The sequence below is a fragment of the Streptomyces sp. NPDC093065 genome, assembly GCF_044754585.1.
Taxonomy (GTDB): Bacteria; Actinomycetota; Actinomycetes; order Streptomycetales; family Streptomycetaceae; genus Streptomyces.
Genome location: NZ_JBIVPJ010000009.1, coordinates 122,752 through 148,035 on the forward strand (window position 1 = coordinate 122,752; position 25,284 = coordinate 148,035).

Genomic DNA, 25,284 nt, shown 5'->3' on the forward strand with positions numbered 1-25,284 from the left:
GGGTGTCGGCTCCCTTCCGTGCGGGCGCGCCGGGCGCTCAGTTGTTTCCCGCGCTGCGGCGGTAGGACAGGACGGCGTACGCACCGAACGCCAGCAGCCATCCCGCCAGTACGAGGATTCCACCCGCGGGCGGCGCCTGCCCCGTGGCGACCGAGGAGCCCAGCTGCGCGAAGCGGTTGGTCGGCGTGTACGACGACACCGTGCGCAGCCACTCGGGGAACAGCGCGAGCGGGAACCACAGGCCCCCGAGCACCGCGAGGCCGAGATTGGCCACCATGTTCGCCACGCCCGTGGTCTGCCCGGTCAGCCGGTAGCCGTTGCCCAGGCCCAGCAGCGTGAAGGGCACCGACCCGAGCCAGAGCAGCAGCGCCAGCGCCGCCCACTGCCAGAGGTCCAGCCGTACGCCGTTGATCAGGCCGCCCGCGCCGAGCACCGCCGCGATCGCGGGCAGCACGGTGACGGAGGCGGTCAGGGCGCGGCCCGCGACCACCTGGTGCGGGGGCATCGGGGTCACCCTCAGCTGCCGCAGCCAGCCGATCGCCCGGTCCTCGGCGACGCCGCCGCCGGTGTTCAGGGCCGAGCCGACCGCGCCGTAGGCGGCCATGCCGACCATCGCGCCCGTCTTCCACTCGCCCGCGTCGCCCCCCAGGTTGGTGAACAGCAGGTACATCAGCACCGGCATGGCGACGCCGCCGATGACGAAGCCGGGATCGCGCAGCGTACGGCGCGTCTCCAGCCGCAGATAGTCCATCGTCCCGCCCCTCATCGCACGCTCTCCTTCTTCGTCGTGTCCGTCGCCGCCGCCGAGGTCGTCAGGGCCAGGAACGCGTCGTCCAGGGACGCCGGCGCCACCTCCAGGCCGCGTATCGCGCCGAGTTCCGCGAGGGCGATCACGGTCGCGTCGGAGTCCTCGGTGCGCAGCAGCGCGCGGTCCCCCCGCAGCTCCACCGAGCGCACCGAGGGCAGCAGCGTCAGGCCGTCGGCCGGCCGGCCGGCCAGGTCGAAGGAGACGCGGCTGCCGCCCGTCGCCCGGCGCAGCTCGTCGCCGGTGCCGTCCGCGACGACGCGCCCCCGGTCGACGACCAGGATCCGGTCGGCGTGCGCGTCGGCCTCCTCCAGGTAGTGCGTGGAGAAGAGGACCGTGCTGCCGCGTCGGACGTAGGCCCGCATCGACTCCCAGAAGGCGTGCCGGGCCTCCACGTCGAGGGCCGCCGTCGGTTCGTCCAGGACCAGCAGGTCGGGGCGGCCGGCCAGCGCGAGGGCGAACCGCACCCGCTGGACCTGACCGCCGGACAGCCGGTCCACCCGCCGCCCGGCCAACTCCGCGATCCCCGCCAGCTCCAGGGCCTGCCCGACGGGCATCGGCGCCGGATAGCGGCCGGCCACGAAGGCGACCAGCTCACCCACGGTGACCCGGGGCACCGCCCGTGCCTCCTGGAGCATGGCCCCCACCCGGCCGGCGCGCACGGCACGCTCGGGAGGGCCGCCGAACAGTTCCACCGTGCCCGCGTCGGGCGGGCACAGGCCGAGCAGCAGCGCGATCGCCGTCGACTTGCCCGCGCCGTTGCGCCCGAGCAGCGCGACGGTCTCGCCGCGCTCGATGCGCAGGTCCACGCCGTCGACCGCACGGACGTCGCCGTATGCCTTGGCCGCTCCCGTGAAGGAGACGGCGGGGGTGGTGCCCTCTGTCGGTCTCATGCCGATGACGCTACGGAGCCGGCGGGGGCGCACGGCAGATGCGGTTGTCCGGAGTTCGGCAGGACAAATGTCATGGGTGACCCCGTGTCCCGTACGGTGACCGGGAACTGCCGGGACGAGCGGGGAGGGCCATGCCCATCGACGCAGCCGGGGCGCTCACCGCCGCGCCCCGGGTCCGTGAGATCGCCTGGGACCACAAGGACGTCCAGCTCTACCACCTCGGCATCGGCGCCGGCCGGCCCGCCACCGACCCGCGCGAGCTGCGCTACACCCTGGAGTCCCGGCTGCACGTCCTGCCGAGCTTCGCGACGGTGGCCGGCGGCGGCGCCCCGGGCGTCATCGCCGCGCTGTCCGCACCCGGCGTCGACGTCGGCCTCGCCCAGGTCCTGCACGGCGGGCAGCGGCTGCGCCTGCACCGGCCCGTCCCGGTGCGGGGCCGGGCGAGCGCGTCCTCGCGCGTCGTCGCCGCGTACGACAAGGGCAGCGCGGCCGTCCTCGTCCTGCGCACCGAGGTCACCGACGCGGACGGACCGCTGTGGACCGACGAGGCCGAGGTCTTCGTACGCGGGGAGGGCGGCTGGGGCGGCGAGCGGGGCCCGTCCGGACGCCCCGCGCCACCGCCCGCCGAGCCGGCGGACCACGTCGTCGAGTGGGCCGTACGCGAGGACCAGGCCCTGCTCTACCGGCTCTCCGGCGACTGGAACCCCCTGCACGCCGACCCGGAGTTCGCCGCACGCGCCGGCTTCGGGCGGCCCGTCCTGCACGGGCTGTGCACCTACGGCGCCGCGCTCAAGGCGGTCGTCGACACGCTGCTGGACGGCGACGTGACGCGGGTGCGCGCGTACCGCACGCGGTTCGCCGGGGTGGTGTACCCGGGGGAGACGCTGCGGGTGCGGATGTGGTCGCCCGCCGGGGCCGGGGAGGCGCGGGTGGCCGTGAGCGCCGTCGAGCGCGGTGACGCGCCCGTCCTCGCCGACACGGTCGTCCGGTACGCCTAAGGGGGGAGACGACAACGGCCCCGTCCGCCGGATGCGACGAACGGGGCCGGAGCCGCGTGCCTTCGTGTGTGCCTGTGCCTTGTCCGTGCCGTCAGGCGGCCGTCCCGGCCCCCTCGGCAGGCTTGCGGTGGCGGCCCTGCGGGGTCGCCTCGCCCTCCTGGCTGGAGACCGGTCCACGGTGCTTGCCGTGGCCGGCGTCGGTCTCGGAAACGTCGGCACCGGCGGCCTGCATCGGCTGGGTCGTGCTGGCGTCGTTCATCGGAAGGAATTCACCCCGTCAACATGATCTTTCCTACAGCCGGGCGAGTCTAACCGGCACACCTCGGGACGGATCCAGGCGGCCACGCCAACCGGCACTACTTCGTTACAAGCCGTGCCAGCGGGGCCTGTTGCAGCGGAACGGGGCGCGGCCGGGCGGAGGCGGGAGCGTCCGCCGTGCCGGATTCGCCCGACTCTTCCGGAGGTGATTCCTCCGGATCCTCGGGCCTCCGGTCGCCGTCCGCGCCGCCCTCGCCGTCCGCGCCGCCCGCGTCCTCCGGGCCGGGAACGTCCGGCGCCACCAGCCGGGCCACCCCGCACGGCGAACGCGGCGTGGAGCACGGCAGCCGCAGCTCCCCGTCCGGCGTCCACAGCCCGGCGCCCGTCAACCAGCCCTCGGGAGCCGGAAGATGACGCACCTGCCGTTCGGCGGGCCGCCACACCCCGACCCAGCTGCCGAACGCGCCGTCCACGCGCAGCGCCACCCCGCAGCGTTCCGGAGTCAGCACCTGCCCCGGCTGGACGGCGAACGGCGTCACGACGCAGTCCGGGATGCGCAGGCACTCCGGGAAACGCACCGGCAGCGTGCTGCCCAGCACGCCCCAGCCGAGCCGCTCCCGCCCCGGCGAGGGGGCGTCCGAGCCGATCAGCACCAGCCCGCTGTCGGGGTCGGCCAGCAGCAACCGGTCGTCGCTTTCAGGGGCGATCTGCAGCAGCGGCGACACCTCGCCGCCCCGCTCCAGGTCCACCACGACCGCCTTGGTGCGCCCGCCGGTCTCCCGGTCCACCGCCAGCATCCGTCCCGTACGGTCCAGCCAGACCCCGCCCGAGCACCGGCCGGGGATCTCGGTCACCAGCTCGGGCCCGAAGGCGCCGCCCGCGACCTGCCACAGCGCCGTCGAACGCGGCCCGGCCGCCAGGGCGTACGCCCGCTCACCCCCCGGAGCCGGCGGCAGCAGCCGCAACCCGGGGGTGTCGGCGGGGCACTCGACCGCGCCGAGCGGCAGCTCGCCGGTGCCGGGCCCGGTCGGGTACAGCAGCGCGAAGACGTGCCGGCCGGCCGCCACGCGGTGGACCAGGACCCGCCCGTCGCCCATCGGCTGCACCTCGGTGCCCACCTCCTCGGGCTGGTTCCCCGGCAGCGGCACCGCGTACGGCTCTGGGCCGTCCAGGGTCCAGCGCTCCGGGTACCAGGCGTCGCCGCTCTCCCCGCTCCGGGCGAGACGTGCGGCGTAGGCACCCTCCGCGGTGATGCTGCAGCCCGCCCTCGGGGCCCCGCTGTTCCCCGGGTCCGCCGAAGGCTCGATCGCACAGGCCGTCATCGTTCGGTCACCTCCGGCGACGAAGCTAGTTTTCGCACGCACGGGCGGGGGTGCGGCCACGGTCCCCATCACACATACGTGTGTCACAGGAACGATTCGCCTGAGGGAAGGGCACGGTGTGTGCTGCGCCGGACCGGGCGGCCGGGGCGCCGGGCGGTGCGTTGCCGGGGCGCCGGGCGGTGCGCCGCCGGGGAGGCGGGCGGCGTGTGCGGCTGCGGGTACAACGGCACAGAACCTCCAGGTAGCCTTGCACGCGTGCCCCGTCTGTCAGAAGTCATCGCCGCGCTGGACAACCTGTGGCCCGCCGAGCGGGCCGAGTCCTGGGACGCGGTCGGCACCGTCGTGGGCGACCCGGACCAGGAGGTCTCCCGGGTCCTGTTCGCGGTGGACCCCGTCCAGGAGATCGTCGACGAGGCGGTGGAGCTGGGCGCCGACCTCCTCGTCACCCACCACCCGCTGTATCTGCGCGGGACGACGACGGTCGCGGCGTCCACCTTCAAGGGCCGCGTGGTGCACACGCTGATCAAGAACGACATCGCGCTGCACGTCGCCCACACCAACGCCGACACCGCCGACCCGGGCGTCTCCGACGCGCTGGCCGGCGCGCTCGACCTGAACGTCGTACGGCCCCTGGTGCCGGACCCGGGCGACCCCGAGGGCCGCCGGGGCCTCGGCCGCGTGTGCGAGCTGCAGCACCCCCTGACCGTCCGCGAGCTGGCCGCCCGCGCCGCCGAGCGGCTGCCCGCCACCGCGCAGGGCATCCGCGTCGCCGGCGACCCCGAGGCGACCGTCCGCACGGTCGCCGTCAGCGGCGGTTCCGGCGACAGCCTCTTCGACCACGTACGGGCGGCGGGCGTCGACGCCTTCCTCACCGCGGACCTGCGCCACCACCCCGTGTCGGAGGCCCGCGCCCACAGTCCCCTCGCGCTGCTCGACGCGGCGCACTGGGCCACCGAGTGGCCCTGGTGCGAGCTGGGCGCGGCCCAGCTCGACGAGATCTCCGACCGCAACGGCTGGGACCTGAGGGTCCACGTCTCGAAGACGGTCACCGACCCCTGGACCGCCCACGCGGCGTCCGCCCCGACCTCTAGCGCAATGGGAGCCCCCAACTGAAAGCCGCGCCCGCCGACCAGATCCGACTCCTCGACGTCCAGGGCCTGGACACGCGGCTCCAGCAGCTCGCGCACAAGCGCCGGTCCCTGCCCGAGCACGCCGAGATCGAGTCGCTGACCAAGGACCACACCCAGCTGCGCGACCTGCTCGTGGCCGCGCAGACCGAGGAGAGCGACTGCGCCCGCGAGCAGACCAAGGCCGAGCAGGACGTGGACCAGGTGCGTACGCGCGCCGGCCGCGACCAGCAGCGCCTGGACTCCGGCGCCGTCACCTCCCCGAAGGACCTGGAGAACCTCCAGCGCGAGATCGCCTCCCTCGCCAAGCGCCAGGGCGACCTCGAGGACGTCGTCCTTGAGGTGATGGAGCGTCGCGAGTCCGCGCAGGAGCGGGTCGCCGAGCTGACCGAGCGGGTCGGCGCGGTCCAGGGCAAGATCGACGACGCCACCGCGCGCCGTGACGCGGCCGTCGAGGAGCTGGACGGCGAGGCGGCCTCGGTGACCAAGGAGCGCGAGGTCGTCGCGGGCTCCGTCCCCGACGACCTGCTGAAGCTCTACGACAAGCTGCGCGAGCAGCAGGGCGGCGTCGGCGCGGCCAAGCTGTACCAGCGCAGCTGCCAGGGGTGCCGCCAGGAACTGGCCATCACCGAGCTGAGCGAGATCCGTTCGGCGGCGCCCGACACGGTCGTCCGCTGCGAGAACTGCCGCCGCATCCTGGTGCGTACGGCCGACTCCGGGCTGTAGGGACCGGACCGGTGGCCGACCAGGCGGCGCGTCCGGCGCGGGAGTTCGTCGTCGAGGCCGACGGCGGGTCGCGGGGCAACCCGGGGCCCGCGGGCTACGGCGCGGTGGTGCTGGACGCAGTGACGGGGGAGTGCCTGGTGGAGGCCGCCGAGTACCTCGGGGTCGTCACCAACAACGTCGCCGAGTACCGGGGCCTGCTGGCCGGACTGCGCGCGGCGAGGGAGCTGGACGCGGACGCCACCGTCCACGTCCGCATGGACTCCAAGCTCGTCGTCGAGCAGATGTCGGGCCGCTGGAAGATCAAGCACCCCGACATGAAGCCGCTGGCGGCCGAGGCGGCACGGGTCTTCCCACCCGGCCGTGTGACGTACGAGTGGATCCCCCGCGCGAGCAACAAGCACGCCGACCGCCTGGCCAACGAGGCGATGGACGCGGGCGCGCGCGGCGAACAGTGGTCGCCGTCCGGACCGACGGCGGAACCGGACGCGGGCGGCGCCGCCGGCCGTACGGCCCGGGGCAGCCGTACGGGGGACCGGCCGGCGGCGACAGTCGGCGGAGCCGCCGCACCCGCAGGCCGCGAGCCGGCTGCCGCACCCGCCGGGGGCAGGACCGGGACCGGGGCCACGGAACGCGCGGAGGCGGCGACCGCAGACACCGGCAGCGCCGACGCCCCGGCCCCGGGCGGGCGCCCCACGCAGACCGCCCGGGCCGGCGCCGGGAGCGCGGCGCCCGGCACGGTGGCGGGGGCCGCTTCACCGGGTAGCACGGGCGGACCCCGCCGCAGCGGCGACGGGTCGACCGCCGCAGTCGCCGGTACCGGCGACTGCGGCGGTGGGGACGGCGGTGGCCAGGCCGCCGTCGGAGGGGGCGGCGCGGCCGAGGCCGAGCGGGTCGCGCGGGCGGCCCGCACCGGCGCCGAGACCGCCGTGCCCCGTGCCGCCGAGACCCCGGCCGAGGCCGACGTGCGCGCGGCGAAGACCGTGGCCTCGCCGGGTTGGGGACCCCCCGACATGGGTGCCCCCGCCACCTTCGTCCTCCTGCGGCACGGGGAGACGCCCCTCACCCCGCAGAAGCGGTTCTCCGGGAGCGGCGGCAGCGATCCGTCCCTGTCGTCCGTCGGCCGGGAGCAGGCCGAGAAGGTCGCCGCGAGCCTCGCCCGGCGCGGCACGATCGAGGCGGTCGTCGCCTCGCCCCTGGCCCGCACCCGTGAGACCGCCGGCATCGTCGCCGCCCGCCTGGGTCTTGAGGTGGCGGTCGAGGAGGGCCTGCGGGAGACCGACTTCGGCGCGTGGGAGGGGCTCACCTTCGGCGAGGTGCGCGACCGCTACCCCGGCGACCTGGACGCCTGGCTGGCCTCCCCGGACGCGGAACCGACCGGCGGCGGCGAGAGTTTCGCGGCCACCGGCGTCCGGGTCGCCGCCACCCGCGACAAGCTCGTCGCGGCGTACCCGGGCCGCACGGTGCTGCTGGTCTCCCACGTGACGCCGATCAAGACGTTCCTGCGACTCGCGCTGGGCGCCCCGCCCGAGTCGCTGTTCCGCATGGAGCTGTCGGCGGCCTCGCTGTCGGCGGTAGCGTACTACGCGGACGGCGGCGCCAGCGTCCGCCTGTTCAACGAGACGTCCCACCTGCGCTGAGCGCGGCCGCCTCCCGGGCCAGCGCCTCGACGCGTCCCCAGTCCCGGCCGGCCACCGCGTCCTTGGGCAGCATCCAACTACCCCCCACGCAACCGACGTTGGGGAGGCCGAGGTACTCCGGCGCGGAGGCCGGGGTGATGCCGCCGGTCGGACAGAAGCGCGCCTGCGGCAACGGCGCGGCGAGCGCCTTGAGATAGGCGGTGCCGCCCGCGGCCTCGGCCGGGAAGAACTTCATCTCCCGCACCCCGCGCTCCAGCAGCGCCACCACCTCCGAGGTGGTCGACACCCCCGGCAGGAACGGCACCCCGGACCCCCGCATCGCCTCCAGCAGCGCGTCCGTCCACCCCGGGCTGACCAGGAACCGCGCCCCGGCCGCCACGACCTCCGCGACCTGCCCGGCCGTGACGACGGTGCCGGCGCCGACCACCGCGTCCGGCACCTCACCGGCGATCGCCCGGATCGCGTCGAGGGCGACCGGCGTCCGCAGCGTCACCTCGATCGCGGGCAGCCCGCCGGCGACGAGCGCCCTGGCGAGCGGCACGGCGTCGGCGAGGTCGTCGACGACCACGACGGGCACGACGGGCGCGAGATCCAGCACCGAGGCGGCGGGGGAGGAGGGCAGCGGAGAACTCATGCCCTCATCGTGCCGCCGAACAGCACTCTCTGCAATCGCCGTTGCGGAGCATGCAACGGCAGCGGTCGCCTGCTCAGTGCACCTCGTCCACGAGCACGTCCAGCGACCACGGCTTCCCGGCCTTCGCGGGCGCCTGGGCCTCCACCGCGTACCCCAGGTCCCGCAGGGCGTCCACCAGCTCCGCCGGCCCCTCGGGCGCGGTCCCAGACGCCAGCAGACTCCGTACGATCCGCCCCTTGGTCGCCTTGTTGAAGTGGCTGACCACCTTCCGGGTCGGCGCGTGCAGCACCCGCACGGTCGCCGTCCGCGAGGCGACCTCGCCCTTCGGCCTCCAGGCCGCCGCGTACGCCGCCGACCGCAGGTCGAGGACCAGCCCGTCCCCGGCCGCCTCCGGCAGCACCTCGGCCATCGGCGCCCGCCAGTACGCGCCCAGCGCCCCGAGGCCGGGCAGCTTCACCCCCATCGAGCACCGGTAGGAGGGGATCCGGTCGGTCACCCGCACGGCACCCCACAGCCCGGAGAACACCAGCAGCGACCTGGCCGCCCGCCGCTTGGCGGCCGCGTCGAGGGAGGCCAGGTCCAGGGCGTCGTACAGCACACCGGTGTAGATCTCCCCGGCCGGACGGGCGCCCGCGGTCGGCAGCTCCACGTTCTTGGCGACCTCGCCGCGCAAGCCCTCGCTCAGCCCGAGCACCTCGCGCGCCTTCTCCTCGTCGCCGGCGCACAGCTCGACCAACTCGCCGAGGACGGCCTCCCGGGCCGCGGTGAGCCCCGGCAGGGACAGCGACCCGGTCTTCAGCGGGGCACCCCGGCCGGACGCGGCCTTCCCCTCGGACGGCGGCAGCAGGACAAGCACACGTACTCCTTCACATCGAGCTGGGGCCCCCGGTCAGGGTACGGCGTGCCCCTCCCGTGCCTGCTCGACGGCCCGTACGAACGCCCCCGGATCGTCGGCGTGACAGCGCACCACGCGGATCTCGCGCCGCCGCCCGAAGAAGGAGACGTGGGCGACGGGTTCGGCGAGTTCGACGATGACGGAGGTCTGGGACTGCACCGCGAGATCGAGCTGCCCGTCCGCGGACTCGTGCGTCGTGCGCAGCTCGCGCCGGACGGAGGCGATCCGCTCCAGCGGTATCCGCAGATCGACGTGGAGAGCCCGGCGGATGCGCAGCACGCCCGCACCCGGGTCCAGAACATGCGGCCGGACCACGGACGCGGCGTGCAGCCCGACCACCATCACGACGGTGTACACGTCCAGTACCAGCATCACGTGGTGCGCGGTGGGCCAGTCCCGCAGCAGCACGGACAGCATCACGGACTCGACGACACACACGAACGTGAGCCCGGCCATCATCGCGCCCTGCCCCCGCGCGTACCCGAAGACGGCCCTGCCGGCCGCCGCGTCGTGCGTCCGCCGGGCGGCCCACAGCCACAGGCTCGCCCACAGCCGTAGCTCGTGCCGGACGAGCAGGTACGCGAACGCGGCGGGACCGGTACCCCTCATGACCGCCGCCCCCGGGAGGCGATCTCCATGGCCCGCCGGACCGCCTCCGCCTGGGCCGGCGCGAAGTCGGCGTACAGGGCGCGCAGCAGACCGTGGCCGGGGTCGAGGTCGAAGCCCTCCTCGGGCAGCAGCTCGGCGGGCATGCAGTCGGCGAGTACGCGGGCCGCCTCCGCCACGCCGGGGTCGTCGGCGCCGGCGTCGGCCAGTTCGTCGAGCAGCGCATAGGCGCGGCGGGCCCGTGCCGCCGCCTCCGGCGAATCCAGGGCACCGCGCATCGCGGCCAGCAGCCCTTCCCGCTCCTCCGGGGCGACGGTGCTTTCCAGCAGCGCCAGCATCTCCCGGTCCCGCAGGGCCATCGGCGAGCCGGACACGTCCCCGATCCCGGCGAACAGCGCGGCCAGCTCCGGCGACACCGGCCCCTCGGCCGGCACCCCGCCCTCCGCCTCCAGCAGCGCCCGCAACCGCGCCCGGCGGGCCCGGATCGCCGCCTCCTGCCGCGCGAGATCCGCGTCCAGCTCCTCCAGCACCTCGGCCAGGTCCTTCCCGGCGTCGTCCGCGAGCACGTCCCGCACCTCCGCCAGCCCGAGCCCCAACTCGGTCAGCCGCCGGATCCGGGCCAGCACGACGACATGCCGCAACGTGTACGTCCGGTACCCGTTGGCCAGCCGCTCCGGCTCGGGCAGCAGGCCCTGGTGGTGGTAGTGCCGCACGGTCCGCGTGGTGACGCCGACGGCGCCGGCGAGTTCTCCGATCCGCATGGCCCCAGTAGAAACGTTGACGTTGCGACAGGGTCAAGCGGACAGGCTCCGCGCTCCTGGACACCGCGGGCTTCCTCTGATCGTCTGGGAGGAGGGGGTGTGCAGCGATGACGGGCGCGCGCGAGCAGGCACGGTGGAGCAGGGCCCGGCTGGGACGGGGCGGTCCGCCCCTCGACCTCCTCACCGCCCGCTTCGACCGGCACGTCTACGCCCCGCACGCACACGACGAGTACACGGTCGGCGTCACCGTCGGTGGGCTGGAGGTCATCGCCTACCGGGGCGGGCACATTCACTCGGGGCCGGGCTCCATCGTCGTCCTGGAACCGGGCGAGGTGCACACCGGCGGCCCCGCCGCCCCCGAGGGCTACTCCTACCGAGCCCTGTACGCGGCCCCGAACCTCCTCACCGACGGCGCCCGGCCGGGCACCGCCTTCCCGCACTTCCGTGAACCCGTCCTCGACGACCCGGAACTCGCCGCCGCCCTGCGTGCCGCGCACACGGACCTGGCCCGCTGCCCCGACCCCCTGGAGGCGGAGTCCCGCCTGCCCTGGCTGCTCACGGCGCTGGCCCGCCGCCACTCCACGGCCCGCGCGGCCGACGACGCGGTCCCCGGCGCCGACCGCGTCGCCCGGGTCGTACGCGACCGCCTCGCCGGCGAACTCCTCGCCCCGCCGTCCCTGGCGGCCCTCGCCACCGACCTCGGCCTGTCCCGCTACCAACTCCTGCGGGCCTTCCGTACGGCGACCGGGATGCCGCCCTACGCCTGGCTCGCCCAGCACCGGGTGGCCAGGGCGCGCGGGCTCCTGGACGCGGGCCTGCGACCGGCCGAGGTGGCGGCCCTGGTGGGCTTCGCCGACCAGGCGCACCTGACCCGCTGGTTCCGGCGGGTCCTCGGGGTGACCCCGGCGGCGTACCGCAACAGCGTTCAAGACCGCACCGGGTGAGGCGTCCGAGACTCGCCGCATGACTGCACGCGGCTGGTTCCTGTTCTCCCTGATGGGAGTGGTCTGGGGCATTCCCTATCTGATGATCAAGGTGGCGGTGGACGAGGTGTCCCCGTCAGGAGTGGTGTTCACGCGCTGCGCGCTCGGCGCGGCCCTCCTGCTCCCCTTCGCCCTGCGCAGGGGAGACCTCCTCGGCACCGTACGGGCCCGCTGGAAGCCCATGCTGGCCTTCGCCGTCATCGAGATCATCGGCCCCTGGTGGACCCTGACGGACGCCGAGCGGCACCTGTCCAGCTCCACCGCCGGGCTGCTGATCGCGGGCGTGCCGATCGTCGGCGTGCTCCTGGCCCGCTTCTTCGGAGCCGGGGAACGGGTCGGCGCCCGCCGCATCACCGGACTCGGCCTCGGCCTCGCAGGCGTCGCCGTCCTCACCGTGCCGCACCTCACCGGCGGCGACGCCCGCTCGCTGGCCGAGGTGCTGGTGACGGTCGTCGGTTACGCCACCGCCCCCCTGATAGCCGCCCGCCACCTCAAGGACGTCCCCACCCTCCAGCTCATCACCCCCTGCCTCACCCTGGCCGCCGTCGTCTACGCCCCCGCCGCCTTCCTGACCCGGCCGTCCGCCCTCCCCTCGGGCGAGGCCCTGGCGGCCCTGGCCGGCCTCGGCGTCGTCTGCACCGCGATCGCCTTCGTGACCTTCCTGGAGCTGATCAAGGAGGTCGGCCCGGTCCGGGCCGGCGTCATCACCTACGTCAATCCGGCGGTGGCCGTCGCGGCGGGCGCTGTCTTCCTGGACGAGGACCTGACCCTCGGCATCGGCGTCGCCTTCACCCTGATCCTGGCCGGCTCGGTCCTCGCGACCGCCGCCGCCGGTCCGAGGCGGGAGCCCCGCCGGGTACCATGGTCGACACGGCAGACGAGCCGGGCGGGCGGCCGCGTGAAGTCCCTCACGGGACTTCCCGAGGAACGTCCGGGCTCCACAGGGCAGGGTGATGGCTAACGGCCACCCGGGGTGACCCGCGGGACAGTGCCACAGAAAGCAGACCGCCCGGGACTTCGGTCCCGGGTAAGGGTGAAACGGTGGTGTAAGAGACCACCAGTGCCCAGGGCGACCTGGGCAGCTAGGTAAACCCCACCCGGAGCAAGGTCAAGAGGAGACGCCTTCTCGGAAGAAAAGGCGTCTCTGCGCGGACGATCGAGGGCTGCCCGCCCGAGTCCGCGGGTAGACCGCTGGAGGCCGGTGGCAACGCCGGCCCTAGATGGATGGCCGTCGCCGGCGGGCCCGCGAGGACCCGCCGGAACAGAACCCGGCGTACAGCCCTGCTCGTCTGCCGCCCGGTATTTCCGCAGGTCAGAGGCCATGTTTACCGACTGAACAAACCCTCGGGGTCGAATCCGGGTCGAATTCGACCTGTGGGTATCGTCGTTTCTGTCTGCTGCCCGTGTGGCGTATCCGGGCATTTCGGGTGTCAAATGCGGTCCAGTGTCGCTCTGTAGCAGACATCTCGGATCTGATGTGCTCGGAAGTATATGTACGAGGTGTCTCCTTGCCGGCCTGATCTGGCTGAACCTGAGCACCGATTGGGTGTTCTCCAGCCGCTTGCGGCTTGTCGAGGCGGTTGTCGATGGCGCCCTCTCCTGTGTCGCGGACGTGCTGGACTGAACCCCGGTGCGGTGGTGCGGACTGTCCTGAATGGGTGTAGGTGCTCGTGCGCGGTAAGGACTTGTGTGGCGGTGGTCAGGCTCTCTCTGTGTGACTGGCGGACCTGCCCCGTCTCTGCGCTGCCTTCGCGGCGGCCGGCCACCTCGATATCCGGGGTGCCCACGTGCTTCTTGGGTCGCCTCCCCGCTGGGGGCGCGCCTGGGCTCGGCGGGAGAGTGCGACACGCGGCGGCGGATCACGATGGTGGGCTCTGGCTGCCTGTGCGGCCAACTGTCCAGACGTGGTTCCGAGTCCTAGGTCCGACGCCTGATCGGCAACAGCCCTTCTTGCTGCTAGCGTGCAGATGCACATCATTCGCAATTATGTCGGAGGGCATTGGACATGCCGGTGTACACGCTCCCGGAACTTCCGTACGACTACTCGGCGCTGGCCCCGGTCATCAGCCCCGAGATCATCGAGCTGCACCACGACAAGCACCACGCCGCGTACGTCAAGGGCGCCAACGACACGCTGGAGCAGTTGGCGGAGGCGCGGGACAAGGAGACCTGGGGTTCGATCAATGGCCTGGAGAAGAACCTGGCCTTCCACCTCTCCGGCCATATCCTGCATTCGATCTACTGGCAGAACATGACCGGCCCGAAGGACGGCGGCGGTGAGCCCCTGGCCGCGGACGGCGTGGGCGACCTCGCCGACGCGTTCACCGAGTCCTTCGGCTCCTTCGCGGGCTTCAAGGCCCAGCTCACCAAGGCCGCCGCCACTACGCAGGGCTCGGGCTGGGGCGTCCTCGCCTACGAGCCCGTCAGCGGCCGGCTGATCGTCGAGCAGGTCTACGACCACCAGGGGAACGTCGGCCAGGGCTCCACCCCGGTCCTGGTCTTCGATGCCTGGGAGCACGCCTTCTATCTGCAGTACAAGAACCAGAAGGTCGACTTCATCGATGCCATGTGGGCCGTGGTCAACTGGCAGGACGTGGCCAAGCGCTACGCCGCTGCCAAGGAGCGCGGCGACAGCCTGTTGCTCGTGCCCTGAAGCCGTAGCCGACCCCGCAAGGATGTCCTGCTCGTGATCGTCTTCTCACCGCTCACCGGCAGGCAGCACAAGGAGGGGCTTCCGCGAGGACAGGCTCGCGGAAGCCCTTCTTGACATGACAAAGCAGCGACTTCTGGTGACAGGACATCAACTGACCGTAGGATGCGGGAGCTTCGTGCCTCACCGTCCGTGTCCTAGGCCTGTGGGCACGGAGGCGATGGAACGACGACCGCTTACGCGCGCGACGGGGGAAGCCGGTGGGAGTCCGGCGCTGACCTGCAACCGTGTGTGGCCCGCAGCGGGCCGCGAGTCGGGATGCCCGGCGTGCGCGCAAAGAACGCTTCCCACTGTCATGGTCTACAGGAGGGCCCAGTCTTGCGCCGCGCATCCGCACACCGCACCCTGATCACCGCGACCGCTCTCGGTCTCGCACTCGCCGCGTCCGCCCCGGCGGTCGCCCAGCCCCAGAACACGTCGGACACGAACGCTCCCGTCAGAGTCACCCTCACCGTGCAGGGCCCGGACGGTCTCCTCTTCAAGGGGAAGATCAGAACCCGCGGGCACGACGTCACGACCACGACCGGCGGCACGCACCACTGCGACGGTACCAACGGCGGAGCGAACCCCTCGGCCGTTCCGACGCCCACGGCCGCCCTCGACGACGCGGCCCGCAAGCGGCACTTCACCTGGGACGGGGCCTGGTACGCCTCGTTCGACGACTTCTTCGTCGACACCATCAAGGACGTCAGCGGCGGCAGCTCCGCCTACTGGAACATCTCCGTGAACGGCACCTCCACACCCGTCGGAGGTTGCCAGTTCAAGCTGAACGCCGGTGACAAGGTGGCGTTTACCTGGACCGCGTTCTGATCGCAGCAACTTACAGAGTGCGGGCCTCGGACGCGGTGACCGGCTCCCCGGCCTGCACGCCGTGCAGGACATGGGCCAGCACCTCGGCCCCGCGCACCACCCGGGGCCCGGGGCGGTTGAAGTAGGACGGCCCATCCAGCACCCAGACTCGGCCGGACCGTACGGCGGGCAGCTCCGACCACCCCGGCAGCCCGGTCAGCAACTCCGCTTCCCTAAGGGTCCGTTCGGGCGGGAGGCCGCACGGCAGGACGAGCAGCACGTCCGGCCGTGCGGTCCGTACCTCTTCCCAGGTCATCGGCTTGGTGTGCTCGCCGGGAGCGGCGAGGAGCGGGATGCCGCCGGCCGTCGTGATCTGCTCCGGCACCCAGTGTCCGGCCGGCCACAACGGGTCGAGCCACTCGATCGCCACGACGCGGGGCCGGTCGAGGCCGTTGACCGAGGCGCGAACCTGGTCGAGACGGGCCCGCAGTTCGGCCCGCCGCTGCCCTGCTCGCTCCCGTACGCCGAGAAGATCGCCGACTGTGACCAGGCAGTCCAGGACGTCGTCGAGGGTGCGTGGCTCCAGGCTGAGGACGCGGGTGTCCGCGTCGAGCAGCCGTACGGTCCGGCTGACCTTCTCGTACGAGACCGCGCACACGTCGCACAGGTCCTGGGTGAGCACCACGTCGGGCCGCAGGGCCGCCAGTGCATCGGCGTCGAGGGTGTAGAGCGAGGATCCGGAGTGCGCCGAGCCGCCGACCGCGTCGGAGATCTCCCGGCTGGTGAGTCTGTCCTGGTCGAGGTCGGCGCCGGTCACCACCGGTACCGACGCGACCTCGTCCGGCGGCCAGTCGCATTCGTGGGTACGGCCGACCAGCCGCGCGGACAGTCCGAGCTCGGCGACGATGTCGGTCGCGGCGGGCAGCAGGGAGACGATGCGCATGCCGTGACCCTACGACCCCGCCGTTGCCGTCAGGCGCCCCAGCGCACCGCGATGGTGTCGCCGACACCCACGGTCGTCTCCCTGGCGGCGGAGGCGAACGCGCCGCCGTCGACGCTGACCTTCCATGTGTTCGAGCCGCTGTTGGCCTTGCCGTTGAGGGAGGTGATCGTGCCGGTGCCGGAGGACGGTGTCACGGCGGTGACGCAGCCGGACGGGGTGGAGGCGCTCACGGCGGCGTCGAGCACCGCGCCGAGCGTGGTCGTCGAGCTGGTCGGGGTCAGTGCGACGGAGCACACCTTCAGATTCCCGGTGCCGTCGTCCACGGTCAGCGCGAACTTCGTGGCCGTGCCGGAAGTGAGGGACCCCTGGCCCACCCATTGCGGGGCGCCGGTCGTGGTGGGTACGGGCGGGGTGGCGCTGAAGCCGCCGCCGGCGACCGCCCGCAGGCCGTCGATGGAGGCGTAGGCCGAGGGGCTGGTGTCGCTGGGGAGGTACTTGAAGCCGCCGCCGGGGTTGAACTGCTGGGCGATGAGGAAGTCGACGGGGGTTTTGCCCTGGGCGGTGAGGAAGTCGCCGGTCTGCGGGTTGATGCCGCAGGCGTTGAGGCCGGAGACGGCCCAGCCGTTGGAGTCGGTGTTGACGCCGAACAGGGCGTTGAAGGCGCCGCTGCTCGCGATCAGCTTGCTCTTGAGGAACGCCTTGGCCTGCACGATGTCGGTGTCCGTGTTCGGCACGCCGGAGACGCACAGGGCGGCCATGGCGGCGCCGGTCATGTCGATGTCGCTGGCGGCGGCGAGCTGGGTGGCGTTGCCCTCGGCCTTGCTGTAGTTCCAGCCGCCGTCGTTGTGCTGATTGGCGCGCAGGCGGGTGACGATCGCGTCTCGCAGCGCCTGGGGGATACGGACCTGCCCGGCGGTCGTCTTCGCGCCGTTGAGGGCGAGGGCGGCGAAGACGGTGCCGTTGAAGTTGGCGGAGGGGCCGAAGTAGCCGGTCTCGGCGCTCTGCCAGTAGGCGTAGATGTCGGCGATCAGGTTGCGGGCGTCGGAGACGCGGGCCGGGTCGATGCCGGCGGCGTAGGCGTTGAGCGTGGCGCGCTCGTAGTCGGTGACGACGGGGGAGGAGGACGGCCAGCCGCTGGTGGCCAGCAGGTTGCGGTAGACGGTTCTGGCGTTCTTGCTGGTGTCGCCGCCCGGTGTGACGTCCACGGCGGCGGTCCCGGATGCGGCGAAGGCGCTGAACGCCCACTCGTTGGACAGCCCCGATCCCGCGTACGAACCGTTTGCAGCCTGAAGGGACTTGAGGTAGGTGACGCCGTTCGTCTTCGAGGTGGCGATCTGGGCTGGGGTCGAGGTCGCCGCCGCAGGAAGTGTGGTCAGGGCGAAGGCGCCGAGGGCGGCAGTGAGGATGAGGGCGGAACGACGGGTCATGGCCTGCTCCTTGGTGAAAAGGACGCCGACCGAACCCTTCTGCGGTGGGTGGGGCCGCCGTCCGGGACGCGTGGATCGGCTTCCAAAGGTGCTGCGCCGCTTGGGCATTCGGGCTCGGGCCGGCCCCCTGCCGTCCCACACCGCTGCGCGTCAGCCCCGGACTCCCACCGGGTTCCCCCACTCGGCAGTGCGGGACGGTACCCCAGGCGCCTGCCCGTCGCCAGCGGGTCTCCGGTCGACTCCGGGTGTGGCCTGTGTCCCACCTTGACGGTGTCTGTGAACCATGTTCAAATCCGGCTGATACGCAAGAAGTTCCAGGGGAAGCCGGTCGAATCCCGGCGCTGACCCGCAACCGTGGGCCCGGCAACAGCCGGGCGAGCCGGACTGCCTGGGGCGTGTTCTTCAGCAACAGACGCCGTCGCGGACTACGGCGTGGTGCGACCAGCCTTCCCCGGCCCGGGCCTGCCTCGTGCGGTGGAGGCCCCTCAGCCACGCCCCTGCGCGCCGGCCACACAACGAGGGGCTGTGGTGGGGAACCGGAAGCGAAGAGACGGGCGGGCGGCGAGCAGACCCCAAGCCCTGACAGCGATGGTGGCGTCGTGGCTGGCGGTGCTGGCCGCCTGCGTGACCTTCCTCACGACGACCCCCGCGAGCGCTGACCCCGTCGGCGACTGCACCGCCACCAAGGGCGCGATCGTCGCCGTCGACTTCGCCCCCTTCGGCGGCGACCTTCAGCGCGGCTGCGACACCACCCCGACCACCGGCTACGACCTGCTCCACGACGCCGGGTTCACCACCACCGGCACCGAGCACGACGGCCCCGGCTTCATCTGCCGCATCGGATACGGCTCCTTCAACTCCGGTACGCAGTACCCGACTCCTGACAAGGAGTCCTGTGTCCTGACGCCGCCCGCCTCCGCGTACTGGTCCTACTGGACCGCCTCACCCGGCCAGGACGAGTGGACCTACAGCCAGTACGGCGCCATGGACCGCAAACTGGGGAACGGCGATGTCGATGCCTGGGTCTACGGCGGCACGGACGTCGGCGGCAGCACGGGCAAGCCCGCCTTCAGCCCCGAGGACGTCCGCGCGGGCGGGAACAGCACACCCGATCCCGGCGGCACGCCTACCGGGGGACCGGGCCAGATCGATTCGAAGGCCGCTGCGGCCTGGCTCAAGGGCCGCCTCACCGACGGAGAACGCATCGTCGACGACGGCGCCGACACCCCCAACTACCTGCTCACGACAGAGACGGCCTACGCCCTCGCCGCCGTCGACGGCGAAAGCACCGGACTCGACAAGGTCACCACCTTCCTCGCCGCCCACACCGTCGACTACGCCTACCCGACCGGCACCGGCCAGGCCCCCGACGCCACCGCCGCCGCCCGGCTCGCCCTCCTCGCCGAAGCCACCGAGAGCGACCCGCGCGCCTTCGGCGGCCACGACCTCGTCGGCGACCTCACCAAGAACGTGTGCGCGGCGGGCCCCGAGTCCGGCGAGCCCACCCCCGGCTGCACCGCCAAAGGCGACTTCCGCAACGCCGGCTACACCGAGGGCCAGGCCCTGTCCGTCCTGGCCCTGCTGCGCGCCGGGGTGACCCCGCCCGCCGAGGCGGTCGCCCGGCTGACCCAGCTCCAGTGCACCGACGGCGGCATCACCAGCATCCTCATCCGCTCGGGCGAGTACTGCGACGGCGACCCCGCCACCACCGGCCTGGTCGCCCTCGTGCTGCACCGGGCGGGCGGCCACGACGCCAGCGTCTCCAAGGCACGGACCTACCTCACCACGGCGCAGCGCACGGACGGCTCCTTCCCCGGCTACACCGGCGCCACCACCGGCAGCGTGTACCCGACTGCCTACGCCGCCCAGGCACTGCGCGCGCTCGGCGACACCGCACGCGCGGACGCGACCGTCGGCTGGCTGTCCCGGCAGCAACTGGACGGGGGAGGCTTCGGGTTCGAGGAGGGCGCCACCGACCCGGCGCTCTACCCGACCCCGCCTGCCGTCCTCGCCGGCACCGGCACGAGCCTGGTCACCCTCACTACGAAGAAGACCGAACCCACCGACCCGCCGACGACACCCGCCTCCCCGCCGGCCACGCACGCGCCGGGCATCGGCCCCGACCTGAAGAAGGGGGTTGCCTACCTCACCCGCGCCGCCAACCTCAAGCAGGGGCGCTACTACACCTCCGGCCCCGGCACCTCGCGGGCGGACTTCGGTCTCACCATCGACGGCGCCTACGCCCTGGCCGCCACCGGCCTGAACAACGCCAAGCTGCGTGGCATCGTCGACTTCCTCGACCAGCAGGGCAAGGACGGCGAGGGCCGCACCGTCAACGACTGGACCGGCGTCGGCACCACCTACGCGGCCGGGGGTTCCCTGGGCAAGACGGCCCTGCTCGCCGAGGCCGTCGGCCGCAACCCGCGCGACTTCGCCGGGCACGATCTGATCGCCGCGCTCGACAAGGCCGTATGCGCCAAGCCGAGCACCGCACCGGACCGCTCCTGCGCAGCCCAGGGCGCCTACCGCTACGCGCCGTCGGTGTTCGCCCAGTCCCTTGCGGTCATGGCTCAGGTGCGGGCCGGGGCGAAGCCGAAAGAGGCGATCGCCTACCTGGAGAGCCTCCAGCAGGACAGCGGCGCCTGGCCGAGCCTGATCCCCGCCACCGACGACTCCGACGTCGACTCCACCGCGATCGCCGCCATGGCCCTGGACCTGGCCGGCGGACAGGAAGCGGAGAAGGCAGTTGGCAAGGCCCTGGCGTGGATCGCGTCGAAGCAGCTGTCCGACGGCGGCTTCCCCGGGGCGGCCGGCAACTCCGTCAACTCGGCGGCCCTGGCGGTGCAGGGGCTGTCCCTGGACGCCGGGAAGTACGCCGACGAGGTCGCCGGGGCGCGGAAGTTCCTCGCCTCCCAGCAGAACACCGACGGCGGGTTCAACGTGGCGAAGGATGGCCAGCGGGGCTCCGACCTGCGGGCCTCCACCCAGGCCGTGGGCGGCGCGACCGGCATCTCCTTCGGCACGCTGGAGCGCAGCCTCACCGGCACCTCGCCGCAGCCGACGCCCAGCCCGAGCGGCAGCGCCCCCGACATCGTCACCCCCGGCGACACGGCAGGCGGCACCGGCGGGGGCAGCGGCGGGGGAGCGCTGGCCTCCACCGGAGTACAGCTCGGGGCTCTTGTCGCGATCGCCGCGCTGCTGGTGCTCGCCGGATGGCGCACGGCGGCCGTGGCCCGCCGCCGCGCGGATGCGGGGGGCGAGCGGTGACCGTTCTGTTCAAGGCGGCGGCCCGTGCCGTCGCGGCTCTCGCTCTGACGGCCGCAGCCTTGGGCGCGACGGCCCCTTCCGCCGCGGCCGACCCGCAGGCGATGGGTCGCTGCACCACCAGCTCTGGAGTGGTCCTCGCCGTCGACTTCAGCCATTGGGGCGGCCCCGTCCTGCGCTCCTGCGGTACGACCCCGACCACGGGCTACGAACTCCTCAACCAGGGCGGCTGGCAGACCACCGGCACCGGACACGACGGCCCGGCGTTCATCTGTCGGATCGGCTACAGCGGCTACAAGAACGGGAAGCGGTACCCGACCGCAGCCGAGGACGACTGCGTCCTCACCCCGCCCGCCTCCGCCTACTGGTCCTACTGGCACGCCGACCCCGGAGCCGACGACTGGCAGTACAGCCAGCTCGGCGCCATGCTCTACAAGCCGAAGCCCGGCAGCGTCGACCTGTGGATCTTCGGTGCCACGAACGTCGAGGGCACCCAAGGGCGCCCCACCGTCACCCCCGACCAGCTGCGCGCCCACAACACCCGGCCGCAGGGCGGCACCGGTCGGCCGACGTCCACCTCCAAGGCCCCCGAACTGCCGCCCGACGCCGACACCGGCCCCGCGCCAAAAGCGCCCGCCAAGTCGCCGTCGCCGAAGCCGAAGAAACCAAGCCCCAGCCTCAGCCCGACACAGACACGGACACCCAGCCCGTCGACGAGCCCGACAACGAGCTCGTCGGCGCAGGCCGCGCCGACGCCCGGCAGCAGGGTGGTCGATGCCGCGCCGGCCGCCGATGCCCGGCACGACTCCGGATCGATCGTGCCTGTGGTCGCCGGCGCCTCGCTCGTGTTGCTGATCGGCGGCGCCGCGGCGTACCAGGCACGCCGTCGCCGTCGCCGTACCGAGTGATGGCGATGGCGCGCACGACCGTCTCATCGACGGCCGGCCCCTCCGGCTGCCCCCGGCAGCCGGAGGAGGGCGGTCGCCGGCTGCCGCGCATCCTGCACCCGGTCGCCTGGTGGGTGTGGGCGCTGGCGCTGGCCACCGCCGTCAGCCGTACCAACAACCCGCTGCTGCTGTTCCTCGTGCTCGCCGTCCTCGGCTACGTCGTCACCGCCCGCCGCACCGAAGCCCCCTGGGCGCGCGGCTTCAGCTACTACCTCTACCTGGCCCTGACCGTCGTGGCGATCCGGGTCGTCTTCCGGGCCGTGTTCGCCACTGGCATCACCCCGCACGACCACTTCCTCTTCTCGCTCCCGCACCTCCCCACCCCCGACTGGTACGCCGGGATCCGCATCGGCGGCCCGGTCTCCCTGGAGGCGCTGCTGTCCGCCGCGACCGACGGGCTGCGGCTGGCCTGCATGCTGTGCTGCATCGGCGCCGCCAACACCCTCGCCAACCCCAAGCGCGCCCTGCGCGTCCTGCCCGGCGCGCTGTACGAACTGGGGGTCGCCGTCACCGTGGCGATCAGCGTGGCGCCGCAGCTGGTGCAGAGCGTCCAACGCGTCGCCCGGGCCCGGAAGTTGCGTGCCGGACGGACCCGGGGCTTGAAGGCGCTGCGCGGCATCGTGGTTCCCGTCCTGGAGGACGCCCTGGAGCGCTCCCTGCGGCTGGCCGCAGCCATGGACTCGCGCGGATATGGCCGCGCGGGCACTGCCACCCGCCGCTCCCGTCGGATCACGGGCGCGCTGATGCTGCTCGGCATGTGCGGGCTGTGTGCCGGGGCGTACGGCCTGCTGGATGCCACCGCCCCCGCCTTCCTGGGCTTCCCGGCGATGGCGGCGGGCGCGCTGCTGTGCGTGACGGGGCTGCGGCTGGGCGGACGCCGGATTACCCGCACCACCTACCGCCCCGACCCGTGGCGGCTGCCGGAGTGGGCCGTCGCGGGCAGCGGTGTGCTGGCCGCCGTGCTGCTCTTCGCCGGTCTCGGCTACGACCCCGCTCAGCTCAATCCCACCTTCTACCCGTTGACTTGGCCCGAGCTGCCGCTGGTGCCCACCGCCGCGATCCTGCTCGCCGGGACCGCAGGATTCCTCGCACCCCCACCCCGGAGAGCCGACACCCCGTGATCACCTTCGACCAGGTCACCGTCTACTACGACGACGCCCCCGAGCCCGCCCTGCGCGACGTCGACCTCACGGTGGCGGAGGGCGAACTCTGCCTCGTCGTCGGACACACCGGCGTCGGCAAATCCACCCTCCTCGGCGCCGTCAACGGGCTCGTGCCGCACTTCACCGGCGGCACCCTGTACGGCCGCGTCACCGTCGACGGCCGCGACACCGCCCACCATCCCCCGCGCGAACTCGCCGACATCGTGGGCGTGGTGGGACAGGACCCGATCGACGGCTTCGTCACCGACACCGTGGAGGAAGAACTCGCCTACGCCATGGAACAGCTGGCGATCCCGCCCGCCACCATGCGCAAACGCGTCGAGGAGACCCTGGACCTCCTCGGCCTCGCCGACCTGCGCCACCGCGCCCTGCACGAACTCTCCGGCGGACAGCAGCAGCGCGTCGCCATCGGCTCCGTCCTCACCGCCCACCCCCGCGTCCTGGTCCTCGACGAACCCACCTCCGCCCTCGACCCGACCGCAGCCGAAGAGGTCCTCGCCGCCGTCACCCGCCTCGTCCACGACCTCGGCGTCACCGTCCTCATGGCCGAACACCGCCTCGAAAGAGTCGTCCAGTACGCCGACCGCGTCATCCACCTCCCCGGCGACGGCCACGCCCGCATCGGCCCGCCCGCCGACATCCTGCGCACGTCCGACATCGCGCCCCCGATCGTGGAACTGGGCCGGGCGGCCGGATGGTCCCCGCTGCCCCTGTCCGTCCGCGACGCCCGCCGCGCCGCCGCACCCCTGCGCGCGACCCTCACCGACCGCACCCCGCCCCCGGTCCGCCCACAACCGGCACAGCCACGGTCCCGTCTGCTGGCCGCGCACGGCGTCACGGTCACCTACCGCGGGGTCCCCGCCGTCCGGGAGGTCGACCTCGACCTGCACGCCGGCGAGGTGACAGCGCTCATGGGCCGCAACGGCTCCGGCAAGTCCTCCCTGCTCTGGGCCCTGCAAGGCTCCGGTCCGCGCCGCGCGGGCAGCGTGAAAGTAGACGGGCCAGGCGGCGGAGCCGATCCCCATGCCGTACCCGCCGCGCAGGCCCGCCAGCTCGTCGGCCTGGTCCCGCAGACCCCGGCGGACCTGCTCTACCTGGAGAGCGTCAAGGCGGAACTCGACCAGGCCGACACCGAATCCGCCACCGAGGTGCGAGCCCGCGCCGTCCTGGACCGGCTCGCGCCCGGCATCGACGACGCCACCCACCCCCGCGACCTGTCGGAGGGACAGAAGCTCGCCCTCGTCCTGGCGATCCAGCTCTCCGCCGCGCCGCGCATCGTGCTGCTGGACGAGCCGACCCGCGGACTGGACTACCGGGCCAAGACCGAGCTGATCAGTGTCGTCGACACCCTTGCCGCCGAAGGCCGTGCTGTCGTCATCTCCACCCACGACGTCGAGTTCGCCGCCCGCGCCGCCGACCGTGTCGTCGTCATGGCCGAGGGAGACATCGTCGCCGACGGACCGACCGCCGAAGTCATCGTCGCCTCACCCGTGTTCGCGCCGCAGACCGCGAAAATCCTCGCCCCGCTCCCGTACCTGACGGTCGACCAGGTCAAAGCGGATGTGCGGTCATGACGGCGGTCGCTGTCCGGCTGGGGCCGCGCGTCGGCGTGGTCATGACCCTGGCCGCGTTCCTCGGCCTGGTCGCTTTCTTCTGGCCGTTCGTGGTCGCCCCGGGAACGTTCGGCTCCAGCTACGCGCCCCCGCTCATCTTCGGCGTCCTGCTTGTCCTCGTCCTGTGCGTGGTGCTCTCGGAGATCGCCGAGGGCGGCATCGACTCCAAAGCGCTCGCCATGCTGGGCGTCCTGTCCGCCGTCAACGCCGCCCTGCGCCCGCTTGGCGCCGGAACCGCCGGCATCGAGACCGTCTTCTTCGTCCTGGTCCTCGCCGGACGCGTCTACGGCCCCGGCTTCGGCTTCACCCTGGGCTGCACCTCCCTGTTCGCCTCCGCCCTGATCACCGGCGGGGTCGGGCCGTGGATGCCGTACCAGATGTTCGGCTGCGCCTTCGTCGGGATGCTCGCCGGACTGCTGCCCCGCGCCTCGGGCCGCCGGGAGGTGCTCATGCTCGCCGTCTACGGATCGCTCTCCGGCTACCTCTTCGGTTTCCTCCTCAACCTCTCCTTTTGGCCTTTCTCCCTCGACCCGAACAGCTCCATCGCCTACCTGCCCGGCCTGCCCTTCACCGAGCAGTGGCACCGCTACCTCGCCTTCGACCTCGCCACCTCGCTCGGCTGGGACACGGGTCGGGCGGTCACCAACTTCGTGTGCGTCCTGCTGGCCGGCCCGGCGGTGCTGACGACGTTCCGGCGCGCCGCGCGCAAGGCCCGCTTCCGGGCGCCGGTACGCTTCGCCGCACCCCGTACGGCCGAGTCCGACCCCCACTGACCAGGCATTT

The 25,284-nt window shown here is 73.1% G+C and carries 22 protein-coding genes, 1 other RNA gene, 1 pseudogene and 3 riboswitches; of the genes and pseudogenes, 14 read left to right on the plus strand and 10 right to left on the minus strand.

Annotated features, from left to right (window positions below; translation table 11 throughout):
• Positions 1-37: 37 nt before the first annotated feature.
• Together ACIQFU_RS17920 and ACIQFU_RS17925 are read right to left on the minus strand one after the other, a co-directional pair.
• Positions 38-766: an ABC transporter permease gene (locus ACIQFU_RS17920; RefSeq protein ID WP_402552538.1), complete on the minus strand. Its 729-nt coding sequence runs from the start codon at positions 764-766 to the stop codon at positions 38-40.
• A complete protein-coding gene (locus ACIQFU_RS17925) occupies positions 763-1,698 on the minus strand; it encodes an ABC transporter ATP-binding protein (RefSeq protein WP_402552540.1) in 936 nt (311 codons plus the stop codon). Before ACIQFU_RS17925 ends, ACIQFU_RS17920 begins: the two co-directional genes overlap by 4 nt.
• 131 nt (positions 1,699-1,829) lie before the next feature.
• On the opposite strand from ACIQFU_RS17925, the gene ACIQFU_RS17930 reads away from it, so the two are divergent.
• Positions 1,830-2,696 carry a MaoC/PaaZ C-terminal domain-containing protein gene (locus tag ACIQFU_RS17930; RefSeq protein WP_402552542.1) on the plus strand — a complete coding sequence of 289 codons (867 nt, stop codon included), beginning with the start codon at positions 1,830-1,832 and terminating at the stop codon, positions 2,694-2,696.
• A gap of 91 nt (positions 2,697-2,787) precedes the next feature.
• On the opposite strand, the gene ACIQFU_RS17935 is transcribed toward ACIQFU_RS17930, so the two are convergent.
• Together ACIQFU_RS17935 and ACIQFU_RS17940 are read right to left on the minus strand one after the other, a co-directional pair.
• The gene (locus tag ACIQFU_RS17935) at positions 2,788-2,955 is read right to left on the minus strand and encodes a hypothetical protein (RefSeq protein WP_402552544.1); all 168 of its coding nucleotides are present in this window, start codon (positions 2,953-2,955) and stop codon (positions 2,788-2,790) included.
• A gap of 97 nt (positions 2,956-3,052) precedes the next feature.
• Positions 3,053-4,276 (minus strand): hypothetical protein, encoded by a 1,224-nt coding sequence (locus ACIQFU_RS17940; RefSeq protein ID WP_402552546.1) that lies wholly within the window; start codon positions 4,274-4,276, stop codon positions 3,053-3,055.
• 255 nt (positions 4,277-4,531) lie between these two features.
• On the opposite strand from ACIQFU_RS17940, the gene ACIQFU_RS17945 reads away from it, so the two are divergent.
• The 3 genes from ACIQFU_RS17945 to ACIQFU_RS17955 are packed head-to-tail and all read left to right on the plus strand — an operon-like array spanning position 4,532 to position 7,766.
• Positions 4,532-5,389, plus strand: coding sequence for a Nif3-like dinuclear metal center hexameric protein (locus tag ACIQFU_RS17945; RefSeq protein ID WP_402552547.1), 858 nt, complete (start codon positions 4,532-4,534; stop codon positions 5,387-5,389).
• Positions 5,386-6,129: a zinc ribbon domain-containing protein gene (locus tag ACIQFU_RS17950; RefSeq protein ID WP_402552800.1), complete on the plus strand. Its 744-nt coding sequence runs from the start codon at positions 5,386-5,388 to the stop codon at positions 6,127-6,129. The genes ACIQFU_RS17945 and ACIQFU_RS17950 overlap by 4 nt, the downstream gene beginning before the upstream one ends.
• Before the next feature lie 11 nt (positions 6,130-6,140).
• Positions 6,141-7,766, plus strand: a complete 1,626-nt coding sequence (locus tag ACIQFU_RS17955; RefSeq protein ID WP_402552548.1) for a histidine phosphatase family protein — start codon at positions 6,141-6,143, stop codon at positions 7,764-7,766.
• Here ACIQFU_RS17955 and eda read toward each other — a convergent pair.
• The 4 genes from eda to ACIQFU_RS17975 form a co-directional block, all read right to left on the minus strand.
• Positions 7,741-8,400 carry a bifunctional 4-hydroxy-2-oxoglutarate aldolase/2-dehydro-3-deoxy-phosphogluconate aldolase gene (eda, locus tag ACIQFU_RS17960; RefSeq protein WP_402552549.1) on the minus strand — a complete coding sequence of 220 codons (660 nt, stop codon included), beginning with the start codon at positions 8,398-8,400 and terminating at the stop codon, positions 7,741-7,743. The genes ACIQFU_RS17955 and eda overlap by 26 nt on opposite strands.
• A 73-nt stretch (positions 8,401-8,473) precedes the next feature.
• Entirely contained in the window at positions 8,474-9,256 is a 783-nt protein-coding gene (gene yaaA, locus ACIQFU_RS17965; RefSeq protein WP_402552551.1) for a peroxide stress protein YaaA, read from the minus strand.
• Between the two features lie 33 nt (positions 9,257-9,289).
• On the minus strand, positions 9,290-9,904 hold the full coding sequence (locus ACIQFU_RS17970) for a hypothetical protein (protein WP_402552553.1): 615 nt from the start codon (positions 9,902-9,904) through the stop codon (positions 9,290-9,292).
• A complete protein-coding gene (locus ACIQFU_RS17975; protein WP_402552555.1) occupies positions 9,901-10,662 on the minus strand; it encodes a MerR family transcriptional regulator in 762 nt (253 codons plus the stop codon). Before ACIQFU_RS17975 ends, ACIQFU_RS17970 begins: the two co-directional genes overlap by 4 nt.
• A gap of 107 nt (positions 10,663-10,769) precedes the next feature.
• Between ACIQFU_RS17975 and ACIQFU_RS17980 the strand changes: the two genes are divergently transcribed.
• The 5 genes and pseudogenes from ACIQFU_RS17980 (at position 10,770) to ACIQFU_RS18000 (ending at position 15,165) form a co-directional block, all read left to right on the plus strand.
• A complete protein-coding gene (locus ACIQFU_RS17980) occupies positions 10,770-11,606 on the plus strand; it encodes an AraC family transcriptional regulator (RefSeq protein ID WP_402552558.1) in 837 nt (278 codons plus the stop codon).
• Positions 11,607-11,688: 82 nt separating this feature from the next.
• A pseudogene (locus tag ACIQFU_RS17985) lies at positions 11,689-12,405 on the plus strand (DMT family transporter); the annotation flags it as partial.
• Positions 12,406-12,523: 118 nt separating this feature from the next.
• Positions 12,524-12,937: RNase P RNA component class A (gene rnpB / locus ACIQFU_RS17990), an RNA gene on the plus strand.
• A gap of 713 nt (positions 12,938-13,650) precedes the next feature.
• A complete protein-coding gene (locus tag ACIQFU_RS17995; RefSeq protein ID WP_402552560.1) occupies positions 13,651-14,298 on the plus strand; it encodes a superoxide dismutase in 648 nt (215 codons plus the stop codon).
• A 209-nt stretch (positions 14,299-14,507) separates the two neighbouring features.
• Positions 14,508-14,640: riboswitch (cobalamin riboswitch) on the plus strand.
• A gap of 33 nt (positions 14,641-14,673) precedes the next feature.
• A complete protein-coding gene (locus ACIQFU_RS18000) occupies positions 14,674-15,165 on the plus strand; it encodes a DUF4430 domain-containing protein (protein WP_402552562.1) in 492 nt (163 codons plus the stop codon).
• Positions 15,166-15,175: 10 nt separating this feature from the next.
• Here ACIQFU_RS18000 and ACIQFU_RS18005 read toward each other — a convergent pair whose 3' ends face one another.
• Positions 15,176-16,087, minus strand: a complete 912-nt coding sequence (locus ACIQFU_RS18005) for a cobalamin-binding protein (RefSeq protein WP_402552564.1) — start codon at positions 16,085-16,087, stop codon at positions 15,176-15,178.
• A gap of 29 nt (positions 16,088-16,116) precedes the next feature.
• Entirely contained in the window at positions 16,117-17,514 is a 1,398-nt protein-coding gene (locus tag ACIQFU_RS18010; protein WP_402552566.1) for a hypothetical protein, read from the minus strand.
• Between the two features lie 102 nt (positions 17,515-17,616).
• Positions 17,617-17,692, minus strand: a riboswitch (cobalamin riboswitch).
• A 99-nt stretch (positions 17,693-17,791) separates the two neighbouring features.
• A riboswitch (cobalamin riboswitch) is annotated at positions 17,792-17,921 on the plus strand.
• Between the two features lie 181 nt (positions 17,922-18,102).
• Here ACIQFU_RS18010 and ACIQFU_RS18015 point away from each other — a divergent pair.
• From ACIQFU_RS18015 to ACIQFU_RS18035, 5 genes are read left to right on the plus strand one after another with little or no spacing between them, the layout of a single operon-like run.
• On the plus strand, positions 18,103-20,781 hold the full coding sequence (locus tag ACIQFU_RS18015; protein WP_402552568.1) for a prenyltransferase/squalene oxidase repeat-containing protein: 2,679 nt from the start codon (positions 18,103-18,105) through the stop codon (positions 20,779-20,781).
• Positions 20,778-21,686: a hypothetical protein gene (locus ACIQFU_RS18020; RefSeq protein ID WP_402552570.1), complete on the plus strand. Its 909-nt coding sequence runs from the start codon at positions 20,778-20,780 to the stop codon at positions 21,684-21,686. Before ACIQFU_RS18015 ends, ACIQFU_RS18020 begins: the two co-directional genes overlap by 4 nt.
• 5 nt (positions 21,687-21,691) lie before the next feature.
• Complete coding sequence (locus tag ACIQFU_RS18025) at positions 21,692-22,846, plus strand: energy-coupling factor transporter transmembrane component T (protein ID WP_402552572.1); 1,155 nt, start codon at positions 21,692-21,694, stop codon at positions 22,844-22,846.
• Entirely contained in the window at positions 22,843-24,462 is a 1,620-nt protein-coding gene (locus ACIQFU_RS18030) for an ABC transporter ATP-binding protein (protein ID WP_402552573.1), read from the plus strand. Before ACIQFU_RS18025 ends, ACIQFU_RS18030 begins: the two co-directional genes overlap by 4 nt.
• The gene (locus ACIQFU_RS18035) at positions 24,459-25,274 is read left to right on the plus strand and encodes an ECF transporter S component (protein ID WP_402552574.1); all 816 of its coding nucleotides are present in this window, start codon (positions 24,459-24,461) and stop codon (positions 25,272-25,274) included. The genes ACIQFU_RS18030 and ACIQFU_RS18035 overlap by 4 nt, the downstream gene beginning before the upstream one ends.
• Positions 25,275-25,284 lie beyond the last annotated feature (10 nt).

Excerpts from the sequence above, each read along its gene's own strand:
- ACIQFU_RS18035 (WP_402552574.1), top strand. The coding sequence starts at position 24,459 with ATGACGGCGGTCGCTGTCCGGCTGGGGCCGCGCGTCGGCGTGGTCATG.
- ACIQFU_RS18010 (WP_402552566.1), bottom strand. The coding sequence starts at position 17,514 with ATGACCCGTCGTTCCGCCCTCATCCTCACTGCCGCCCTCGGCGCCTTC.
- ACIQFU_RS18005 (WP_402552564.1), bottom strand. The coding sequence starts at position 16,087 with ATGCGCATCGTCTCCCTGCTGCCCGCCGCGACCGACATCGTCGCCGAG.
- ACIQFU_RS17970 (WP_402552553.1), bottom strand. The coding sequence starts at position 9,904 with ATGAGGGGTACCGGTCCCGCCGCGTTCGCGTACCTGCTCGTCCGGCAC.
- eda (WP_402552549.1), bottom strand. The coding sequence starts at position 8,400 with ATGAGTTCTCCGCTGCCCTCCTCCCCCGCCGCCTCGGTGCTGGATCTC.
- ACIQFU_RS18025 (WP_402552572.1), top strand. The coding sequence starts at position 21,692 with ATGGCGCGCACGACCGTCTCATCGACGGCCGGCCCCTCCGGCTGCCCC.
- ACIQFU_RS17995 (WP_402552560.1), top strand. The coding sequence starts at position 13,651 with ATGCCGGTGTACACGCTCCCGGAACTTCCGTACGACTACTCGGCGCTG.
- ACIQFU_RS17930 (WP_402552542.1), top strand. The coding sequence starts at position 1,830 with ATGCCCATCGACGCAGCCGGGGCGCTCACCGCCGCGCCCCGGGTCCGT.
- ACIQFU_RS17975 (WP_402552555.1), bottom strand. The coding sequence starts at position 10,662 with ATGCGGATCGGAGAACTCGCCGGCGCCGTCGGCGTCACCACGCGGACC.
- ACIQFU_RS17980 (WP_402552558.1), top strand. The coding sequence starts at position 10,770 with ATGACGGGCGCGCGCGAGCAGGCACGGTGGAGCAGGGCCCGGCTGGGA.
- ACIQFU_RS17940 (WP_402552546.1), bottom strand. The coding sequence starts at position 4,276 with ATGACGGCCTGTGCGATCGAGCCTTCGGCGGACCCGGGGAACAGCGGG.
- ACIQFU_RS17935 (WP_402552544.1), bottom strand. The coding sequence starts at position 2,955 with ATGAACGACGCCAGCACGACCCAGCCGATGCAGGCCGCCGGTGCCGAC.
- ACIQFU_RS18015 (WP_402552568.1), top strand. The coding sequence starts at position 18,103 with ATGGTGGCGTCGTGGCTGGCGGTGCTGGCCGCCTGCGTGACCTTCCTC.
- ACIQFU_RS17925 (WP_402552540.1), bottom strand. The coding sequence starts at position 1,698 with ATGAGACCGACAGAGGGCACCACCCCCGCCGTCTCCTTCACGGGAGCG.
- ACIQFU_RS17920 (WP_402552538.1), bottom strand. The coding sequence starts at position 766 with ATGAGGGGCGGGACGATGGACTATCTGCGGCTGGAGACGCGCCGTACG.